We start from the raw sequence: 15,654 nt of genomic DNA on the forward strand, positions 1-15,654 counted from the left end.
CAACCCTCTGCACGAATTATTGGTGATGAAAGAACATACATTACAAGACAGTATCCGCTCATGGAAAACCATGCAAGACGCTTTTTCCTCTTTGAGGGAAGGGCGTTTCCCGTATCATATACACGGCCTTTCAGGCGGTATATTCGCTTTTTTTCTTGCCGAATATGTCCGGCATTTTAACGCTCATCTCTGTATCGTTGTACCGACGGAAAAAGAAATAGAAGAACTGCGCGCAGACCTCGATATTGCAGGGCTACAGGCTCAGGTTTTGCCGTGGTGGGGCAATATGGCATACCGGCCGGTACAAAATTCTGCACCGGTTTTTGCGGAACGCGCTCAAATATTAGCGGAACTCTGTACAGGGGCGCCCGTATCCGGTGCGGCGGTCTCCCGAGAGGCAGCAAACACGGTAACGGTTATGACCCAACGGGCATTTTTAACGCCGGTTCCGCCGCCCGACTACCTTAAAACACTCACCTGTACTCTCTATAAAGGTAAGGAAATCGATACGGAGAAAATAGCCTCGCTGTTGGTGCAATGGGGCTATACGCGGGTGCCGCGGGTAAGTGTCCGGGGCGAGTTTGCGCTTCGAGGCGAGGTACTCGATGTCTGCGCCGCTGCTAACAAAGGCTCGCAGCATACCGCCTACCGTATCCAATTCGACTTTACTACTATCGAAAAGATAAAGTCCTTCGATATGCACACGCAGGCCTCGGTTGAAGAATTTGACAGCCTGACGCTCTATCCGATGAAAGAAGTTATCTGGGATGATGAGCGGATCGCCGCGTTCGAACGGAATGTGCATAATATGCCCGAATTTACCGCCGAAGGTACGGAAAAGCTGATTGCGCACTTAAAAGAACACCGTGCCTTTGACGGTGAAGAGCTTTTTTATCCGCTCTGTTTTGAAAAACCTGCAAGCGTCCTTGATTATCTTGAGTATTTGCATGGCGGCGCTGCGAAACCTGCGGTTCTTCTGTATATGGACTACGACCGGCAGCGGAACGCGGTGGAAGCTCTGGAGCGGGAATACCACGGCTTATATAATAAAATCACCCGCGCAATCGATGACGACATCAAGCATAATCTTTTGATTACCGAATATCCCATGCCGCAGCGCCTTTTGCTGCCCTTTGCGGAGTTGACCGAAAGCTATCCGCAGAGCCTTTTCCTCCGAACGCTGAAAGAATCGGATGAAACCGGAGCGTCGATTGTGTTTAACTGCGACCCGCCGCGCAGTTTCTTCGGCAATATCGTGTATCTAAAAGAAGAATTAACGCATTTGCAGCAGGAAGGCTGGCGTATTTTTGTGTTTGCGGAAAGCGATGCGCAGGCGCTCCGTATCGGTGAATTGCTCAAGGATATTAAAGCCACCGTGCTGCCGCTCACACTTTCTTCCGGCTTCGGTATCCCCGAGCTTAAAATACTCGTTATTCAAGAAAATGAGATTTTCGGCAGGCGGCGGCGTATCCCGAAATCGGTTAAGCAGGTTAAAAGCTCCGTTATCGATACATTTGTGGAACTCAATCCCGGCGACTATGTTGTCCACGTCAACTACGGTATCGGGCAGTTTAAGGGGATTGAGCGCGTTAAAACGCTGGGGCATGAGCGCGACTATATCAACCTGCTGTACGCGCAGGATGAAACGGTGTTTATCCCGATCGAGCAGGCGAACCTCGTGCAGCGATATATCGGCAATGAAGGCGAAGCGCCGCGGCTGGATATCATCGGGTCTAAGGCGTGGGAAAACCGGAAAAACAAGGTCAAAAAGTCGGTTGAAGATATTGCCGATAAGCTCATCGACCTGTATTCCCGCCGTAAAGCCGCCGCCGGTTTTGCCTTTGCGAAAGACAACGAATGGCAAACCGCTTTTGAAGCCGCCTTCCCGTATGAGGAAACGGAAGATCAGCTCACCTGTATTGCCGATGTAAAGGCCGATATGGAAAAACCGATACCGATGGATCGGCTCATCTGCGGCGACGTCGGTTACGGTAAGACGGAAATTGCGATGCGGGCGGCATTTAAGGCGGTGATGAGCGGAAAGCAGGCTGCCTTTTTAGCTCCGACCACCATTCTCGCGGAGCAGCACTTTGATACCTTTCAAGAACGCTTTCAAAAATTTCCGGTAAAACTTGCACGGCTGTCTCGTTTCGTTTCAAAGGCTGAACAGAAAAAAGTGCTGACTCAGCTGAAAAACGGCGAGCTTGATATCGTTATCGGCACACACCGCGTTATCCAGAAAGACGTGCAGTTTAAAGATTTAGGCCTGATGATTGTTGACGAGGAACAGCGGTTCGGGGTTAAAGACAAGGAACGGCTCAAACAGATGAAGACGAATATCGACTGCCTTTGTTTGAGTGCGACACCCATCCCGCGTACCCTGCATATCAGCCTGCTAAAAATCCGCGACATGAGCCTTTTAACCACGCCGCCGCAAAACCGCCGTCCGGTAGAAACCGTTATTTCTCCGTTTGACCCTGAAAAAATTGCGCAGGCGATCCGTTTTGAAGTTGACCGCGGCGGGCAGGTGTTCTATCTGCATAACCGCGTAGAAAGCCTCGAAGAAACACGGTATAAGATTCAGCAGCTCATCCCCGAAGTGCTTATCGACATTGCCCACGGGCAGATGAGCGCAACCGAACTTGAAGATATTTTCCGCCGCTTCAACATGGGCGGTTTTCATGTCCTCATTGCTACTACTATCATCGAAAATGGTATCGACATCCCCAATGCGAATACCATCATCATCGACCGTGCCGATATGTACGGCGTTTCACAACTGTACCAACTGCGCGGCCGCGTCGGACGTTCCGACAGAAAGGCCTATGCGTACCTCCTCTATCCCGAAAACAAGGCGTTGTCGGAGGTTGCGATGAAGCGGCTGCAGGTTATCTCCGATTTTACGGAACTCGGCTCCGGCTTTAAAATTGCGATGAAGGATATGGAAATCCGCGGCGCAGGAAACTTGTTGGGAAAAGAGCAGTCAGGCGACATTTATTCCGTCGGCTTTGACCTTTACCTTCGCCTGCTGGAAGAGGCGGTGGAGCGGCTGCAAAACGCCGGTTACGAGCCTGAGACAGAACCGGTCATAGAGCTTGAGTACACGGGCTTTATCCCCGACAGCTATATCCGCGTGCCGGAAACAAAGATGGAAATATACAAAAAAATCGCCGCCGTCCGCACTGCGGAAGAACTGGATAGGCTCTACGCGGAACTGTCCGACCGGTTCGGCCCCGTTCCGGAAGAAGCGGAAAGCCTGCTTGCCCTTGCCGAAATCAAAATTATCTGTGCAAAACTCGCAATCGCCTCGCTTAAAGAGCGGAACGGAACCGTGCGCATTACCTTTGCGAAGGTCTCAAAGATTTCCATCGATAAATTGCTCCGCATGATAAAAGAGTCGGCAGGGCGGGTTAAACTCGATGCAAAGCAGCCGAATGTCATCATGCTCGAAACCGGCTCCATCGGCTTAAAAGAAAAGAGCGAATTTATCAGCGAAAAACTCAATCAGCTAAGCTGAGATGTGAATAAGCTAAACTACGCTATACCGTATCGGTAGTGCCGGTGGTATACAATTTGTTATGAAGGTATATTTAACTCGTTTGCGGAAAGTGTGTTGTCGTATTAAATAATCATTGAGAATGGGTAATTTATTTTGACAGCGGTATTATGGTGTGGTATGCTTTTAGAGTATATGATGCTGAATCGAAATAAATGGCTTTTAGTTTTGACGGCTGCCGTAGTTGCAGCTGCGGTACTGCCCTGCACGAGCGTGTGCCTCTACGCAGGCATTGGGCAGCGAAGCGATAGCGAGCTTCAAGCCAATAATCCGGTTAAATATGTGGATCCGGATGGGAAAGCTTCAACTGAAACTGAGGTTACCCTAAGGATTGATGGTACTTTAGGCAAGACCAATGCACGTGATATGGCGGTAGCTATATATCAATATTCTAATCTTGTAAGTTTAGTACTCGCATCGTCTAATGATGAGAAAAATAAAATAAATGATTTTGCTTTTAGTATTATGAATGCACTTTCTGGCTATGGGGAGCTAATATGATTGAGGAAAACATGAGAAATTTAAAGGGGAAAAAATACACGGCTTTATTTATTGCAATTTATGTTTTGCTTAATATTGCTATTATATTTATTGTGTATTTACGTATTTTACCCGGACATTCAGATAAATTATATATTCCTGTAAATGATAGTGATATATCCATATCACAAATACATTCTGTTCTTCAAATGCTTGGAAAATATGATGAAAATTATACTTTAAATATTAATGGTTCAGAATTTGAATTCGGTTTAAATATGAAGAAAGTAAGACAAATTCTTGTGCTAAGTTTAATAGTGATTATACATGACTCTAAAAACTCTTAAAAAGATAGAGAAAAAGGATACTGTAAGACGGTGTTTGATAGATTTTGAAAAGAATTAGGAACAAGAAAGCATACAATGAAATGTCTAAAAATGCTCGCTTTCTCACAGAACGAGTTACGGCCGTATGTGAGGAATAAACAGAAATAGGGAAGGGAGTATCCCGTACAGCGATTGAAGCAGAAATCCTTTTCGCCGCGCGTATAATGCAAGTGCGGTTTTTGGAGCGGTTATCAAACCTGTATATCCTTGTACAGGTTTGATAGCACGTTTTGCTCAGCAAAACGTGCTTCTGCTTAGAACCACCGACGTCCGTGTCGGTACTGAGAGCAGAAAAACACCGCTTAAAGAAAACAGCAGCGGCAAAAAGATTGGAAGTGAGATCGGTTGACAGTCCATCGAATGGGAAAATTATAAATGGATTTTCTCGATTTCCTGTATGGTCAAACCGGTTGCGTGTGCAATAGTGTCGATAGATAAGCCCATAGAAAGTAAGTTCCGCGCTGTTTCGCGCTTACCTTCGGCGATACCAAGAGATCTGCCTTCGGTATAAGCTATTTTCCGCTCTTCAGCGCGCTGTACGGCGATATCGGTAGCATAATCGTATTCTGCTATTAACATATTTATGACCTCCTTGGCTTTTCGTTGCAGGTATTCTTTGAGAATACCGTTTTGTATACATTCTTTTATTGCATTTTCAAAACCGTGTTCTTTATCTTGTTCAATATTTCGTTGTACCGTTTCCACGAACATACTGTATTCCGCTAACGACTTACAGTTTTGCAGTATCGTATGTTTTTTATTTTTATTGATATTCAGTACTTTTACTTTTAATTCTAACGGAATATGCTCCGGTTTTGTCATAAAAGAATCGGAAAGTTTTAATTCGGTTTCATTCGGATAGTCTTCGACTCCATTATAAAAAACATAAAATTCCGGCGTTGGAATTTTTACGAGCGAGCGTGCCTATCGTTCTTGAGCATCTAATAGCCGTTCATATAATCGTACGACATATTCGAGGCATCGTATTGGCATATTAGGATTGATGGTTGACTGATGTTCAGCCAATACAATCATTTTGTTATCAATGAGATATGATACATCATTATAGAAAGACATATAGATAACTTGTTCAAGGCGGAGTGATTCTAACGGTACTGAATTGCCCAGATGAGTGCCGTGTAGAGCATTATATAATGAGAGAAAATTTTCTTTTGCGTTTTTATCTTCACCAAACAGGTCTACAAAAACCGAATCTTTATAATTCCTGTTTGCCGTTTGTTTTTGCTCTTACATAGTTTCCAGTATAGCAGAAAAAAGTACATAGTGCAAATAGAGCGCAGCCGAAGAACAACAGGTGTATCCGTCTCCCTACGAATAAAGCATAGTTTTGATTTTGACAGCAGCACAGTGATATGCTAGGATAATAAGAAAGCTGGGAAGACGATACAGGTATACTTTAACGATGAAAAGTATGAAGGGATGGTGGAAGAAAAAGTCGCGATAACAATTAGCCGGCTGTATGAAGTAGCAGAGGAAGGGAAGCGGATCGAATCGTATACGGATCACTTTACGGATATGATCAACGGGACATTGAGCTTACCGGAATCCCCTGATCCGGTGCGGGTGAACTTAAACAGCATCAAGGAGTTACAATAAATGAAAAAGATTGCATTGATAATAATATTTATTTATATATTTATAGGACCAAACGCTTAACTTTTTCAAAAGCAGGATTGGCGGGACTAGCAGGATATTTTAAGGTTGATAAATCTTTAGCAATGGATATGCAAGCAAGTTTAACCTTAAATGGAAAAGAAGTTGGCAGTTTTAAGGGGATACATTGGTGGGCGACCAGCTTTAATCCGAGGGTACAAGGGGTAAAGGCAAGCGACTTAAAAGCCCAGTTTACCGTTAATTTTGGTAACAATAAGCAAATGTATCAAGATTTCAAAGCAGAATGGGATAAAAAAGATTTAAGGTGGACATTTAATGATAATAATTGTTCTGCAAAACTTAATTTCTAAGGAGTTGATATGAAAAAACTATTTTATGTTGTTGTATATGGAATGATATTATTTACTGAGGGGTGGGGATGGCCTCTGATTTTTCAAGATATGAAGCACATAGAGAAGAAAAGAACAGAAGCGCTTTTACTGGCAATAAAAAACAAAGATAAAATTAGTTTTAAAAAGCACTTTATTCCTCACATAGAACACTTTTCCTCTCACTATGATGAAGATGTTGATCATTTATTTGAGAGATTTCAAATTCAAACGTATGAGGTTATTGATGCAATGGTGTATGAATCGGCTTTATACAAGGATGGAGAAGGTATCGTTCAGTGGAATGTTTCTATATTAATTGCTACGGATATTGGAGAATTACGATTAATGTTTGTTGATGTCAGAAAAGACTATAAGCATAAGGAAAATGTGGGAATACGCGGTTTATTTTTATTAGAAGAAAGGAAGGCCGATGAAATTGATTTTGATGATTTTGATCTTAGTACACTTCCATATGGAGTCTATGTTGAATCTATTAAGTAAAATAAAAACAATATAAACCTATTGCTAAAAGTATGAAAACAACATTTTGCTTTTATTCACAGCTTAATTATTCTCACCCCCGGACAGCGATTGAAGCAGAAATCTTTTTTGCCGCGCGTGTAATACAAGTGCGGTTTTTGAAGCGATTAATTGGAAAGACAACATTTATTAAATACAATCCAGCAGACCCTTCGTATGGGATGAGAGTTTGGCCATGAAAAAATATGCTATTATTATATTAGTCTTCCATATTTTTGTAAAACTATCATCTCAAGAACTTCTTTCGAATACTAAATATTATTCTGATGATGGAAGTTCATATTTTAAATTTACAGAACAAGGGGGGGTAACCAAAGGGTTTGTATGGGATAAGAAAAGTCAACATGAGCTTATGATTTTTTCACTTAAATTGCGTTATAAACTTAGAAAAGATGCTATTAAATGGTTTAAGAATAGAATTTTAGAAATTAAAATTCATACAGGCAACCCGGGTATTTATTCTATTTTTGTGTCAGTGAATGACGGAATAATATCTAATCCGGTTAATTTTGTGATGGCAGTAGATATTACCGGAAGCTATGCACTTGTAGGAGAAGAGGATGTTTATGTGTTAGATATATTCAAAGGAAAAAAGATATTTTATATAAATCGTAATTATGATAACACTGCAATTAAGTATTTACTTTTTGATTTAAAAGAAACTAAGTTTCTTGATAATGGAGATCTAATGATTACGTATTATAACCTGTCTATGGAAAAAGTATATGAATTAATAAATAAGAATGATTTTATGAGATGAAAATGACTACAATTGTAATTATGATGTTTATATTTCCGGGACTCGCCCTTATGGTGATGATGTTTCTTGCCGTTTTTATTCATATATCTTTTAATCGCACAGGGCTTACTTCTTTATTCTATGAAGATGCTACAAGAGAAGATGTATTTTTTCCAAAAAATGCAGTCTCCAATGGCGGACTCATATCATCTTCATGGGATAGAACCAGATTTATGATAAGATGGTGCTTAAAAGAAGAATATGCAAAAGAGGATTCAATACAAACGAAAGCGATAAAGCGAAAATTTTTTATTTTAAATATGATACAGCTGTTATGTTTTCCATTATCCTTATTATGGATTTTATTATGTTTAGTTACAATAGTTTTAACTTTTTTCTTGTTTAGAAAGATATATAAGTATTGTGAAGTCTATAGTTACAGTTAAAACATAGAAGTATGTGGATCCGGATGGGCGGGAATTAATGCCTATTAAAAATAATCGTGTAAACTATGCTGTGCTAAAGTTATTTTTTAATAGCCCAACATTTAAAAAACATATGAACAATCTTTTAGCCTCGACAAATGCTCACGGGATAAGTTACTAACAGTAATTACAGCGATGCAAGGTAAGTACGCCGGCAATACAGAAACACAAACGACTTCCCTTGATGCAGATGTTGCTACAATAAAACTTGATAGGAATGGTTCTATGATTAATGGAAAGATGAATAAAGGAGATACCGCTCAAGCTATTGTAATAAATATTGACCTTGATAGAATAGATAAGAATGGGCTAAATCTTCTTGAAGTTATAGCAGAAGAAGTAGTTCATGGCTCTGATGCTTCGAAAGCAGGAGCAGAAAAATGGGAGAAACGCGCAATTGAGGAAAACAAACTACCTTATAAAGAGCGGCCGCGTGAAATTAGTGCAAAAAATGTCGTTAAAGAAATTCTCAAAGAAATGAATTTTGCAGGTGAATGATATGAAAAAAGTTCTTTTAATTAGCGTATTCATTTTAGTGAATTTGTTATACATTTTTGCTGATTTTGTTGCTATGGAAAAAATAACAGAAAAGGAATTTAATGAGAAGTATCATATTTTAGATAGAGTTAAGACTATGCTGTTAGAAGAAATTTGTATTGATGACTTTATGAAACAAGAGGAAATAAAACTTGAAATAGAATTTTATGAATGTAATCTGTTTGGTGATTTTGATAATATTATTCATATCTATGCAAAAGAAGAATCGTTATTTGGGAATAGTTATTATTATATGATACTTTTTTTTGAAAAAGGAGAAAGCAGGAAACTTTTAACTTATTCTTTTTATGTGTTAAATGAAACCATCCCCGAAACGTTGCCGTTTAAACTAATAGAAAGGCCTGATATTGAGTTCATAGAAAAGGATAGCAAAGAGAGTGGTTTAAGATGATCCGATAATGCGGATGATAGGAGATATGAATATGAAGATAGACCTCCGGCAACACCAGAAAATCCCTAGCCTAATTGGGAGGGTATTCCAATAGATTAGATAATAAGGGAGGCGTCTATGTTTTTTATCAAATATGAAACTGAAGAAAATATAAATGGTGAACTGCCACCGATAATATACATAAAAGGAAATCGTAATAAATTCCACAATGCTTTATTGACATTATTGAAAAAATTACGGATGAAGGTATTTACGGTTAATATACGTGAATTAGGAATAGTCATAGATGAGAGAGTAACCTATGTCGATATTATTCTTAAAATTCAAGATAAAACTGAATTGTTTTATAATACTGAGACACTTATCATTGGAATTGAATATGATAATTTCATTGATATATTATTTGAATTAGAGCAATTAGCATTTACTAATGCTACAGTATTTTTTGAATACGAATGGGTACAAAGTTTATATAATGGAGCAATAATTGTTGAGTCATGTGATAGTTGTTAAATTGCTTGATTACAAATTGTTATGGGGAATAATCCGGTGAAGTATATTGACCCGGATGGAGATGAAATAGAACTTGTTAGCAGAGATGGATTATCATTTGTGAATTATCAAGGAAAGAAATGGAATTCCTCTGCAGTATATGCATTTCAGCGAACTGGATTCGATCAAAGTTTTATAGGACAAGTTAGTAATGCATTAGGATTGTATGACAATAGTTCTAAATTGCTTGGAAAAGTTGAATATAATCATAATCGGAGAGGAAGTGGCTATAAAGTTACTGATATAGAGACAGGTAAATCACTTGGAGATTTGTACTATAGCATAGCATTAAAAGACAATAAAGAGGAAGTAGCATGGAATATGGGTAAATATGTTGTCAGTCTTGGGGGGATGCATTTACGGTAGTAAGTGCTTTTGAAAAAGATGCTGAAAAAGGTGCACTATCAGTTTTAAAACAAATTGCAACACCGAGTAAAACAAGTATAGGTGCATGGGGTCTTACTGCAAAAGAACAATCGTTTTTTTGCGAAGGTGTACAAAATTTTGCTAAAGGACTTATACCTTTTAAGGGAACATACGATGCGGCGAGAGAGACAATAGATTCATCTAGTCGAATTTATAATATAAAGAATGAAGAATTATTAAAGGAGATAAAGTAATATGTATTTAGTTTTGCTTAAAATAGTATGTGTTTTTTTTCTCGTACTATCAGCTGCATTTTTTATAGCGATGTGGATTTTATATCTTAAAATGAGTCGAGGAGTGACAGATGCATTGGTAGAAAAAAGAATAAAATGGAAATGGTGGTGGACTATGCCGATGGTATATTGGCACGCATATCCTGAAGATAGAAAAATATATATTATGTATACTGCTTGTTTTTGGCTATTTATAATTTTTCTTTTTATAGGTGTGTTTATAAGCGGTAAGATCCGCGCCTTGGATTGGACATGGTGGTTATGAATATAATAAGAGCGTCTAAGTTGTTATAATATGCCGTATGTGGGAAGCCATATCAAATCTGTATGTCCTTGTATAGATTTGATATCATGTTTTGCTGACAGCAAAATATGATATTATTTAGAACCACCGCCATCCGTGGCGGTACTGAGAGAGGAAAAACTGTGCCTTTTGAAAAAAAGGGGCAACAACAGAATATGCAAATGGGACAAGACCCTATAGTGCCGGCTGTCAAATTTCTCATCTAGCTGATTTCAATGAGGTTACCAGTATATTAAAAGATATTGGTTTTAAGTATGGAGAAGGTGAAAAAGTTTGGGTGAAAGGAGACAATATTAAAATAGTAATTAAGGCTCCACCAATAGTTGAAAATTAATCAACACCCCGACACAGAGCGTCGGGGTATTACTCCCTCCATACAAATAAAAAGGAGACTATATGGAAAAAACAATTCTCAAGATAATTTTTTTGTTATGTATATGTTTTAGGACTTATACATTACCAATGAATGGGGTGAAAATAGCTGAACCGACTTACTATAAGGATATGAATAGTTTTAAAATGATAACTTTTTACGAAAACAATAAAATTAGATTTTCTGATGATGAAAATAACAATTCAGATGATTTTTTATGGAATCATGTATTTGAGTATTCAATCAATACTGATGGTAAATTTTATCAGCTTAAGATAAAAAATGAAAATTATTCAAAATCATTATTGATGTTATTATCTGAAAGGTTCTTAGTTTTGTATGGAGAATCTAATGAACCTATCTTTTTTGGTGCTTCAAAAATTAATACAGAACTCTTATATTTCCCATCTTATTTTGAAGCTTCTTCGGAACTACATGAAAAAGATATTATATACTCTGGATCAAATTTGAAAACTCTTGATTTAAATAAACCATGGGTTGAAGGTGTGAAAGGATACGGAGAGGGTGAGTCTGTTCGATTTAGCATAAATGCTGAGGAATTAATTATTTTTAATGGATTTGTATCAAAAAATAGATCCTACCTATTTTCTCAGAATAGCAGGCTGAAAACAATAGACTTATATTTTACTTCTTCAGATTTGCATCAACGATATGAATTAAAAGACACACCGAATCCTCAGTCAATAATTTTTGAAAAAATCTTTAATGAAGATATTATATTAACAATTATTGATGTGTATAAGGGTGAAAAATATACCGATACGTGTTTAAATGCAATTATACTAAAATATTAATGTATACAGTTATGCTAAGTAAATTTTTTAAAGAAATGTATCACCACTTTTGAATGGGGACTTTGACAGTTAACGCAAATGGCGCAACTCAAAGAATTTTGGAATTAGCAATATCATCAGGATCTACACCGGGACGGATGGAAGCGATGCAATGAGCTTCAGATGGAAATTATAATCTCTGTGAACCAGGCGGTGAGTTTAATCAACTTAAAAAATATAGAGATAGAGGTTTTGAATGAAATATAATACAGAAATTGAATATTGTTTGGTAGAATTTAAGATGTCTAATCAAACATATTATTGTTTATGGTTTTCTGATAACCGTGATGCGTTTTTGATTGATGAAAATGGCAAATTAATTATATTTTATTGTGAAGCTGAAATGAGAGGTTTTTGTAAAATTCATAATTTAGATATTCAAGTAGATGCCGCTGTATTGTATGATATTGATACATTTATAGAAAAAATATGTCTGAACGACATAGATTGCAATCTTATTTTACGTTTTTTGAACATTGCATCTGATATGGCAGATACATTGAAAGAACCATTTATAGGTGATGATAATGGTGTGGATTGTATAATCTTAGACGTATATAATAAACTGTTTTACGGAACGAATCCTCCTGCTTTGAAAAAAGACTCTCCTGAGGTATATAGTCCTGTATGGGGAGAAAGCGAAATAAATATTATACGGAATATTATGAACGATAGTATTAGAATATTTCGTAAGTTTCTAAAATAAATATGTCATTATTAGGACAAGCATCAGGATACAACAAAATGAGAAAAGAAGTCAAAGATAAAACTATAAATACCTCAGATAAAGAAAATAATACAAGTTGCTGACATGAATAAAGATATTTGGGAGTAAAGCAGGGGAAGAAGGAAATGGTTTATAAAAATAATATCATAGATGCATATACAAAATTAAAAAATGGAGCTAATCATTATGTGTCTATTCCAGAATTTTTATATTTAATGAGTAAATTAAAGTCTAATGGTTCGATACAAAAAAGTATTTCATTTAATCCATTTTATGAACATAAAGATTTTCTGTTGGAAATAGATGAAAGGATGCTTTATATAGAAAGCCGAGATAGTCTGAATGAAATTGATACAAAGAAATTTTATGAGAGTCAAAAGTGTGAAGAAGATTTTTATAATGTTGATATTGAAAAAAGATATTTCCTAATACAAAGAGATGATGTGACCGAGTATAAAAAAATTCTTGATAGGATAATTTCATATCTTGATGAGTTAATTCCTTATATACTGCAACGTTTAAAATCTGAATATAATATCAAAGAAGTTGACTTATTGTTTGGGAATGTATGTTTTGAGATTTATTATGAATAGAAAATAGTCTTCTGGAGATAGGGTTATGTGGATTTTTGATGATTATAAAGAAACCTACAATCCGCATTTAATATCCTGATAAGAATTTCTACTCTCTTCCCACAGAACGAGTTACGGGCGTATGTGAGGAATAAACAGAAATAGGGAAGGTTGTATCCCGGACAGCGATTGAAGCAGAAATCCTCTATCAAGCGTTGTACGTCCATGTACAACGCTTGAACACGAGTTTGACGAAATGTCAAACTCGTTACTGTATGGAACCACGTCCATCCGTGGACGATTGTAAAGTCATGCGGTTTTTGGGAGCGTTTATCAAACCTGTACATCCTTGTACAGGTTTGATAGCACGTTTTGCTCAGCAAAACGCGCTTCTGCTTAGAACCACCGACATCCGTGTCGGTACTGAGAAAAAAAACACCGCGGGAACAAAGAAGTATACTAAGCCGGATGGGAAGATCGTTATTGCCCCTGCTATTGTATGGGGCATCAATGCTACTTTATTCGGATACGGTGTAGTTGCTTCAAGAAACGATGAGATAGGGTTTGCTGCAAGACATCCGATAATTGCTGTACAATTGGGAATCTTACAGGATGGTGGAAGACATGGAATAAATAGTGCTACGACAAATTTTGCTATAAATTCAGAATTATCTACTTCTGTATTTTCTGAAGGACAAGGATGGAAGCTATAGCGTAGGAATAACAAAAATAAATGATAGTGAATATAATACTGCATATTCAGAGATTTTAAAAAGAAATAATCAAGGATTATTAAAATGAGTGGAAAAAATAAATTATTTATGATATCTACAATTATTCTTATTTTATTTTCATTGATTTCATGTTCATCGAAAGAAGAGAGGAGAATTATATTGCAAATACAAAAGAATGGTTTTGTTGATTTATCAATGTATTGCAGTGAGTGTGATGAAATTATAATTTATAATGAAGGATATTATTGTGAGCATGATGATAATCAATGGCCTGGAACAAAAATCTATTATTTTAATAAAGGAAATGTAAAGAAAATAATAAATCTACATTATTGCGCTGATATTCCAATTGGTACTGTAATTCACTTTTCTGATTATAATAATGGAAAAATTAAACGAAATAAAGAAAATGCTGTATTTTATCTTTCGCATATATCTGAATATAAAAGTGGAAAAATATTGCAGCTTAATTCTCAAAAAACAAATATACAAACATGGTCATTTAAATGAAAGTGAAGTACAAACAGATCGGACTCCTCGTCAAGATGAATGGCAAATAGATCATATTATTCCTAAAAGCAAAGGCAAAACAAAAAGTTATTCGAATGCTCAAGTCCTATCAAGGCAAGAAAATAGGTTGAAATGGGATAATTAGGAGGAAAGATAAACTGGCTTTTTGATGACAAAAAAACAACGATGGTCATTACAACAAAACGTATTATCAATAAACTTACTCCGATATCTATCGTTACTCATGATCGTGATGATGGTATGTGGCAATTTCTTGATAAAGGAGAATTAACCGAAGAAATTGCTGCTATAGTTAGTTTAGAAGAAATAATTTTACTGGATGAATCGTTAATGATATTATACGATTTGCCTTTAGGATGGATTGCTGAAAAGCATTCTGATGGATCATGGGTTAGAATGGAACTATTGTAGTTGCTTTGAATATCAAAATTCAGGGATACAATTTCAGTATAAAGGGAGACGTGCATATTGGAGGTGCTACTGCAGGCGATTTATTGGGAGTGACGACTGGAGTAAAGCTGGGGGCCGGTGTGTGGCTTGAAGTTAGGAAACTAGAGGAGCAATAGTATATGAAAAAAATCGGAATAATTATTATAATTTTAAGTATAGTATTTGTTGGTATTGTTAAATTTGATGTATATTTTTCAGGGGGTGAATTAAGCCTGAATTCTATTGAAAAAAATAGATATTATGTGCGTGATAAAGCTGGAAATTTGACGGAAATATCTAAAGTTCATTGGTATTGCAGTTTAATCATTTCTATTACTGCATTTATATTATTGTGTTTAGATAGCTTACTTTATCTATATGTTATGTGTAAATATGTACTGCCTTACATTTGGTTTAAAAAATATGAGGATATTTTTAATGGAACTTGATTCTAAAAGTTACGGCCGTATGTGAGAATCCATATCAAATCTGTACAAGGACGTACAGATTTGATATCATGTTTTGCTGATGGTAAAACATGATACTGTTTAGAACCACCACCATCCATGTCGGTATTGAGAAAAAAACACCGCGGGAACAAAGCCGCAGCGACAAAAAGATTGGAGCGGTATGGTGTAGCTTCGAAGCAAGCGCGATGCCGCTTATGCATTTGTGGCTAGTGGACTTACACAAGCTGCTATTGGAAGTTGTTCAACAAGTACGAGTAGGGTTCCCAATTTATTAACAGGGACTGTTGAAGATTTTGAAATTCAACAAC

General features: G+C 37.1%; 23 protein-coding genes and 1 pseudogene. 23 read left to right on the top strand and 1 reads right to left on the bottom strand.

Annotation, left to right across the window (positions count from 1 at the left end; translation table 11 throughout):
- Positions 1–25 precede the first annotated feature (25 nt).
- The 4 genes from mfd (at position 26) to QI63_RS13435 (ending at position 4,771) form a co-directional block, all read left to right on the top strand.
- The gene (mfd, locus tag QI63_RS06280; RefSeq protein WP_144389666.1) at positions 26–3,517 is read left to right on the top strand and encodes a transcription-repair coupling factor; all 3,492 of its coding nucleotides are present in this window, start codon (positions 26–28) and stop codon (positions 3,515–3,517) included.
- A gap of 174 nt (positions 3,518–3,691) precedes the next feature.
- A complete protein-coding gene (locus QI63_RS06285) occupies positions 3,692–4,057 on the top strand; it encodes a hypothetical protein (protein ID WP_215904687.1) in 366 nt (121 codons plus the stop codon).
- On the top strand, positions 4,054–4,383 hold the full coding sequence (locus QI63_RS06290; RefSeq protein ID WP_044014821.1) for a hypothetical protein: 330 nt from the start codon (positions 4,054–4,056) through the stop codon (positions 4,381–4,383). Before QI63_RS06285 ends, QI63_RS06290 begins: the two co-directional genes overlap by 4 nt.
- Positions 4,384–4,639: 256 nt before the next feature.
- Complete coding sequence (locus QI63_RS13435; protein ID WP_255347276.1) at positions 4,640–4,771, top strand: hypothetical protein; 132 nt, start codon at positions 4,640–4,642, stop codon at positions 4,769–4,771.
- Positions 4,772–4,791: 20 nt separating this feature from the next.
- On the opposite strand, the pseudogene QI63_RS06295 reads toward QI63_RS13435, so the two are convergent.
- Positions 4,792–5,658, bottom strand: a pseudogene (locus QI63_RS06295) (Rpn family recombination-promoting nuclease/putative transposase); the annotation flags it as partial.
- 204 nt (positions 5,659–5,862) lie between these two features.
- Here QI63_RS06295 and QI63_RS12950 point away from each other — a divergent pair.
- The 19 genes from QI63_RS12950 (at position 5,863) to QI63_RS12830 (ending at position 15,621) form a co-directional block, all read left to right on the top strand.
- Complete coding sequence (locus QI63_RS12950; protein WP_158506659.1) at positions 5,863–6,039, top strand: hypothetical protein; 177 nt, start codon at positions 5,863–5,865, stop codon at positions 6,037–6,039.
- Between the two features lie 77 nt (positions 6,040–6,116).
- Entirely contained in the window at positions 6,117–6,407 is a 291-nt protein-coding gene (locus QI63_RS06300; RefSeq protein ID WP_044014823.1) for a DUF4474 domain-containing protein, read from the top strand.
- Between the two features lie 9 nt (positions 6,408–6,416).
- Positions 6,417–6,929 (top strand): DUF5104 domain-containing protein, encoded by a 513-nt coding sequence (locus tag QI63_RS06305; RefSeq protein WP_044014825.1) that lies wholly within the window; start codon positions 6,417–6,419, stop codon positions 6,927–6,929.
- A 214-nt stretch (positions 6,930–7,143) separates the two neighbouring features.
- Complete coding sequence (locus QI63_RS06310) at positions 7,144–7,728, top strand: hypothetical protein (protein WP_044014827.1); 585 nt, start codon at positions 7,144–7,146, stop codon at positions 7,726–7,728.
- Between the two features lie 2 nt (positions 7,729–7,730).
- The gene (locus QI63_RS06315) at positions 7,731–8,153 is read left to right on the top strand and encodes a hypothetical protein (protein WP_044014829.1); all 423 of its coding nucleotides are present in this window, start codon (positions 7,731–7,733) and stop codon (positions 8,151–8,153) included.
- Between the two features lie 174 nt (positions 8,154–8,327).
- Entirely contained in the window at positions 8,328–8,690 is a 363-nt protein-coding gene (locus QI63_RS06320; RefSeq protein ID WP_044014831.1) for a hypothetical protein, read from the top strand.
- Position 8,691: 1 nt separating this feature from the next.
- Entirely contained in the window at positions 8,692–9,141 is a 450-nt protein-coding gene (locus QI63_RS06325) for a hypothetical protein (protein WP_044014833.1), read from the top strand.
- 117 nt (positions 9,142–9,258) lie between these two features.
- Positions 9,259–9,654, top strand: coding sequence for a hypothetical protein (locus QI63_RS06330; protein WP_044014835.1), 396 nt, complete (start codon positions 9,259–9,261; stop codon positions 9,652–9,654).
- 36 nt (positions 9,655–9,690) lie between these two features.
- A complete protein-coding gene (locus tag QI63_RS06335; RefSeq protein ID WP_044014838.1) occupies positions 9,691–10,059 on the top strand; it encodes a hypothetical protein in 369 nt (122 codons plus the stop codon).
- A gap of 255 nt (positions 10,060–10,314) precedes the next feature.
- On the top strand, positions 10,315–10,617 hold the full coding sequence (locus QI63_RS06340; protein WP_044014840.1) for a hypothetical protein: 303 nt from the start codon (positions 10,315–10,317) through the stop codon (positions 10,615–10,617).
- Between the two features lie 435 nt (positions 10,618–11,052).
- Positions 11,053–11,844: an NADase-type glycan-binding domain-containing protein gene (locus tag QI63_RS06345; RefSeq protein ID WP_044014842.1), complete on the top strand. Its 792-nt coding sequence runs from the start codon at positions 11,053–11,055 to the stop codon at positions 11,842–11,844.
- Positions 11,845–12,079: 235 nt separating this feature from the next.
- Positions 12,080–12,589: a hypothetical protein gene (locus QI63_RS06350; protein WP_044014844.1), complete on the top strand. Its 510-nt coding sequence runs from the start codon at positions 12,080–12,082 to the stop codon at positions 12,587–12,589.
- 146 nt (positions 12,590–12,735) lie between these two features.
- Positions 12,736–13,203: a hypothetical protein gene (locus QI63_RS06355; protein ID WP_044014846.1), complete on the top strand. Its 468-nt coding sequence runs from the start codon at positions 12,736–12,738 to the stop codon at positions 13,201–13,203.
- 290 nt (positions 13,204–13,493) lie between these two features.
- Positions 13,494–13,895 carry a hypothetical protein gene (locus QI63_RS06360; RefSeq protein WP_044014848.1) on the top strand — a complete coding sequence of 134 codons (402 nt, stop codon included), beginning with the start codon at positions 13,494–13,496 and terminating at the stop codon, positions 13,893–13,895.
- A gap of 84 nt (positions 13,896–13,979) precedes the next feature.
- The gene (locus QI63_RS06365; protein WP_044014850.1) at positions 13,980–14,426 is read left to right on the top strand and encodes a hypothetical protein; all 447 of its coding nucleotides are present in this window, start codon (positions 13,980–13,982) and stop codon (positions 14,424–14,426) included.
- Positions 14,326–14,571: an HNH endonuclease signature motif containing protein gene (locus tag QI63_RS13515; protein ID WP_081984416.1), complete on the top strand. Its 246-nt coding sequence runs from the start codon at positions 14,326–14,328 to the stop codon at positions 14,569–14,571. Before QI63_RS06365 ends, QI63_RS13515 begins: the two co-directional genes overlap by 101 nt.
- A gap of 41 nt (positions 14,572–14,612) precedes the next feature.
- The gene (locus tag QI63_RS06370; RefSeq protein WP_200877731.1) at positions 14,613–14,858 is read left to right on the top strand and encodes a hypothetical protein; all 246 of its coding nucleotides are present in this window, start codon (positions 14,613–14,615) and stop codon (positions 14,856–14,858) included.
- Positions 14,859–15,016: 158 nt separating this feature from the next.
- Positions 15,017–15,325, top strand: coding sequence for a hypothetical protein (locus tag QI63_RS06375; protein WP_044014854.1), 309 nt, complete (start codon positions 15,017–15,019; stop codon positions 15,323–15,325).
- An 89-nt stretch (positions 15,326–15,414) separates the two neighbouring features.
- A complete protein-coding gene (locus tag QI63_RS12830; RefSeq protein ID WP_144389668.1) occupies positions 15,415–15,621 on the top strand; it encodes a hypothetical protein in 207 nt (68 codons plus the stop codon).
- Positions 15,622–15,654: the final 33 nt, after the last annotated feature.

The sequence above is a fragment of the Treponema sp. OMZ 838 genome, assembly GCF_000775995.1.
Classification (GTDB): Bacteria; Spirochaetota; Spirochaetia; order Treponematales; family Treponemataceae; genus Treponema.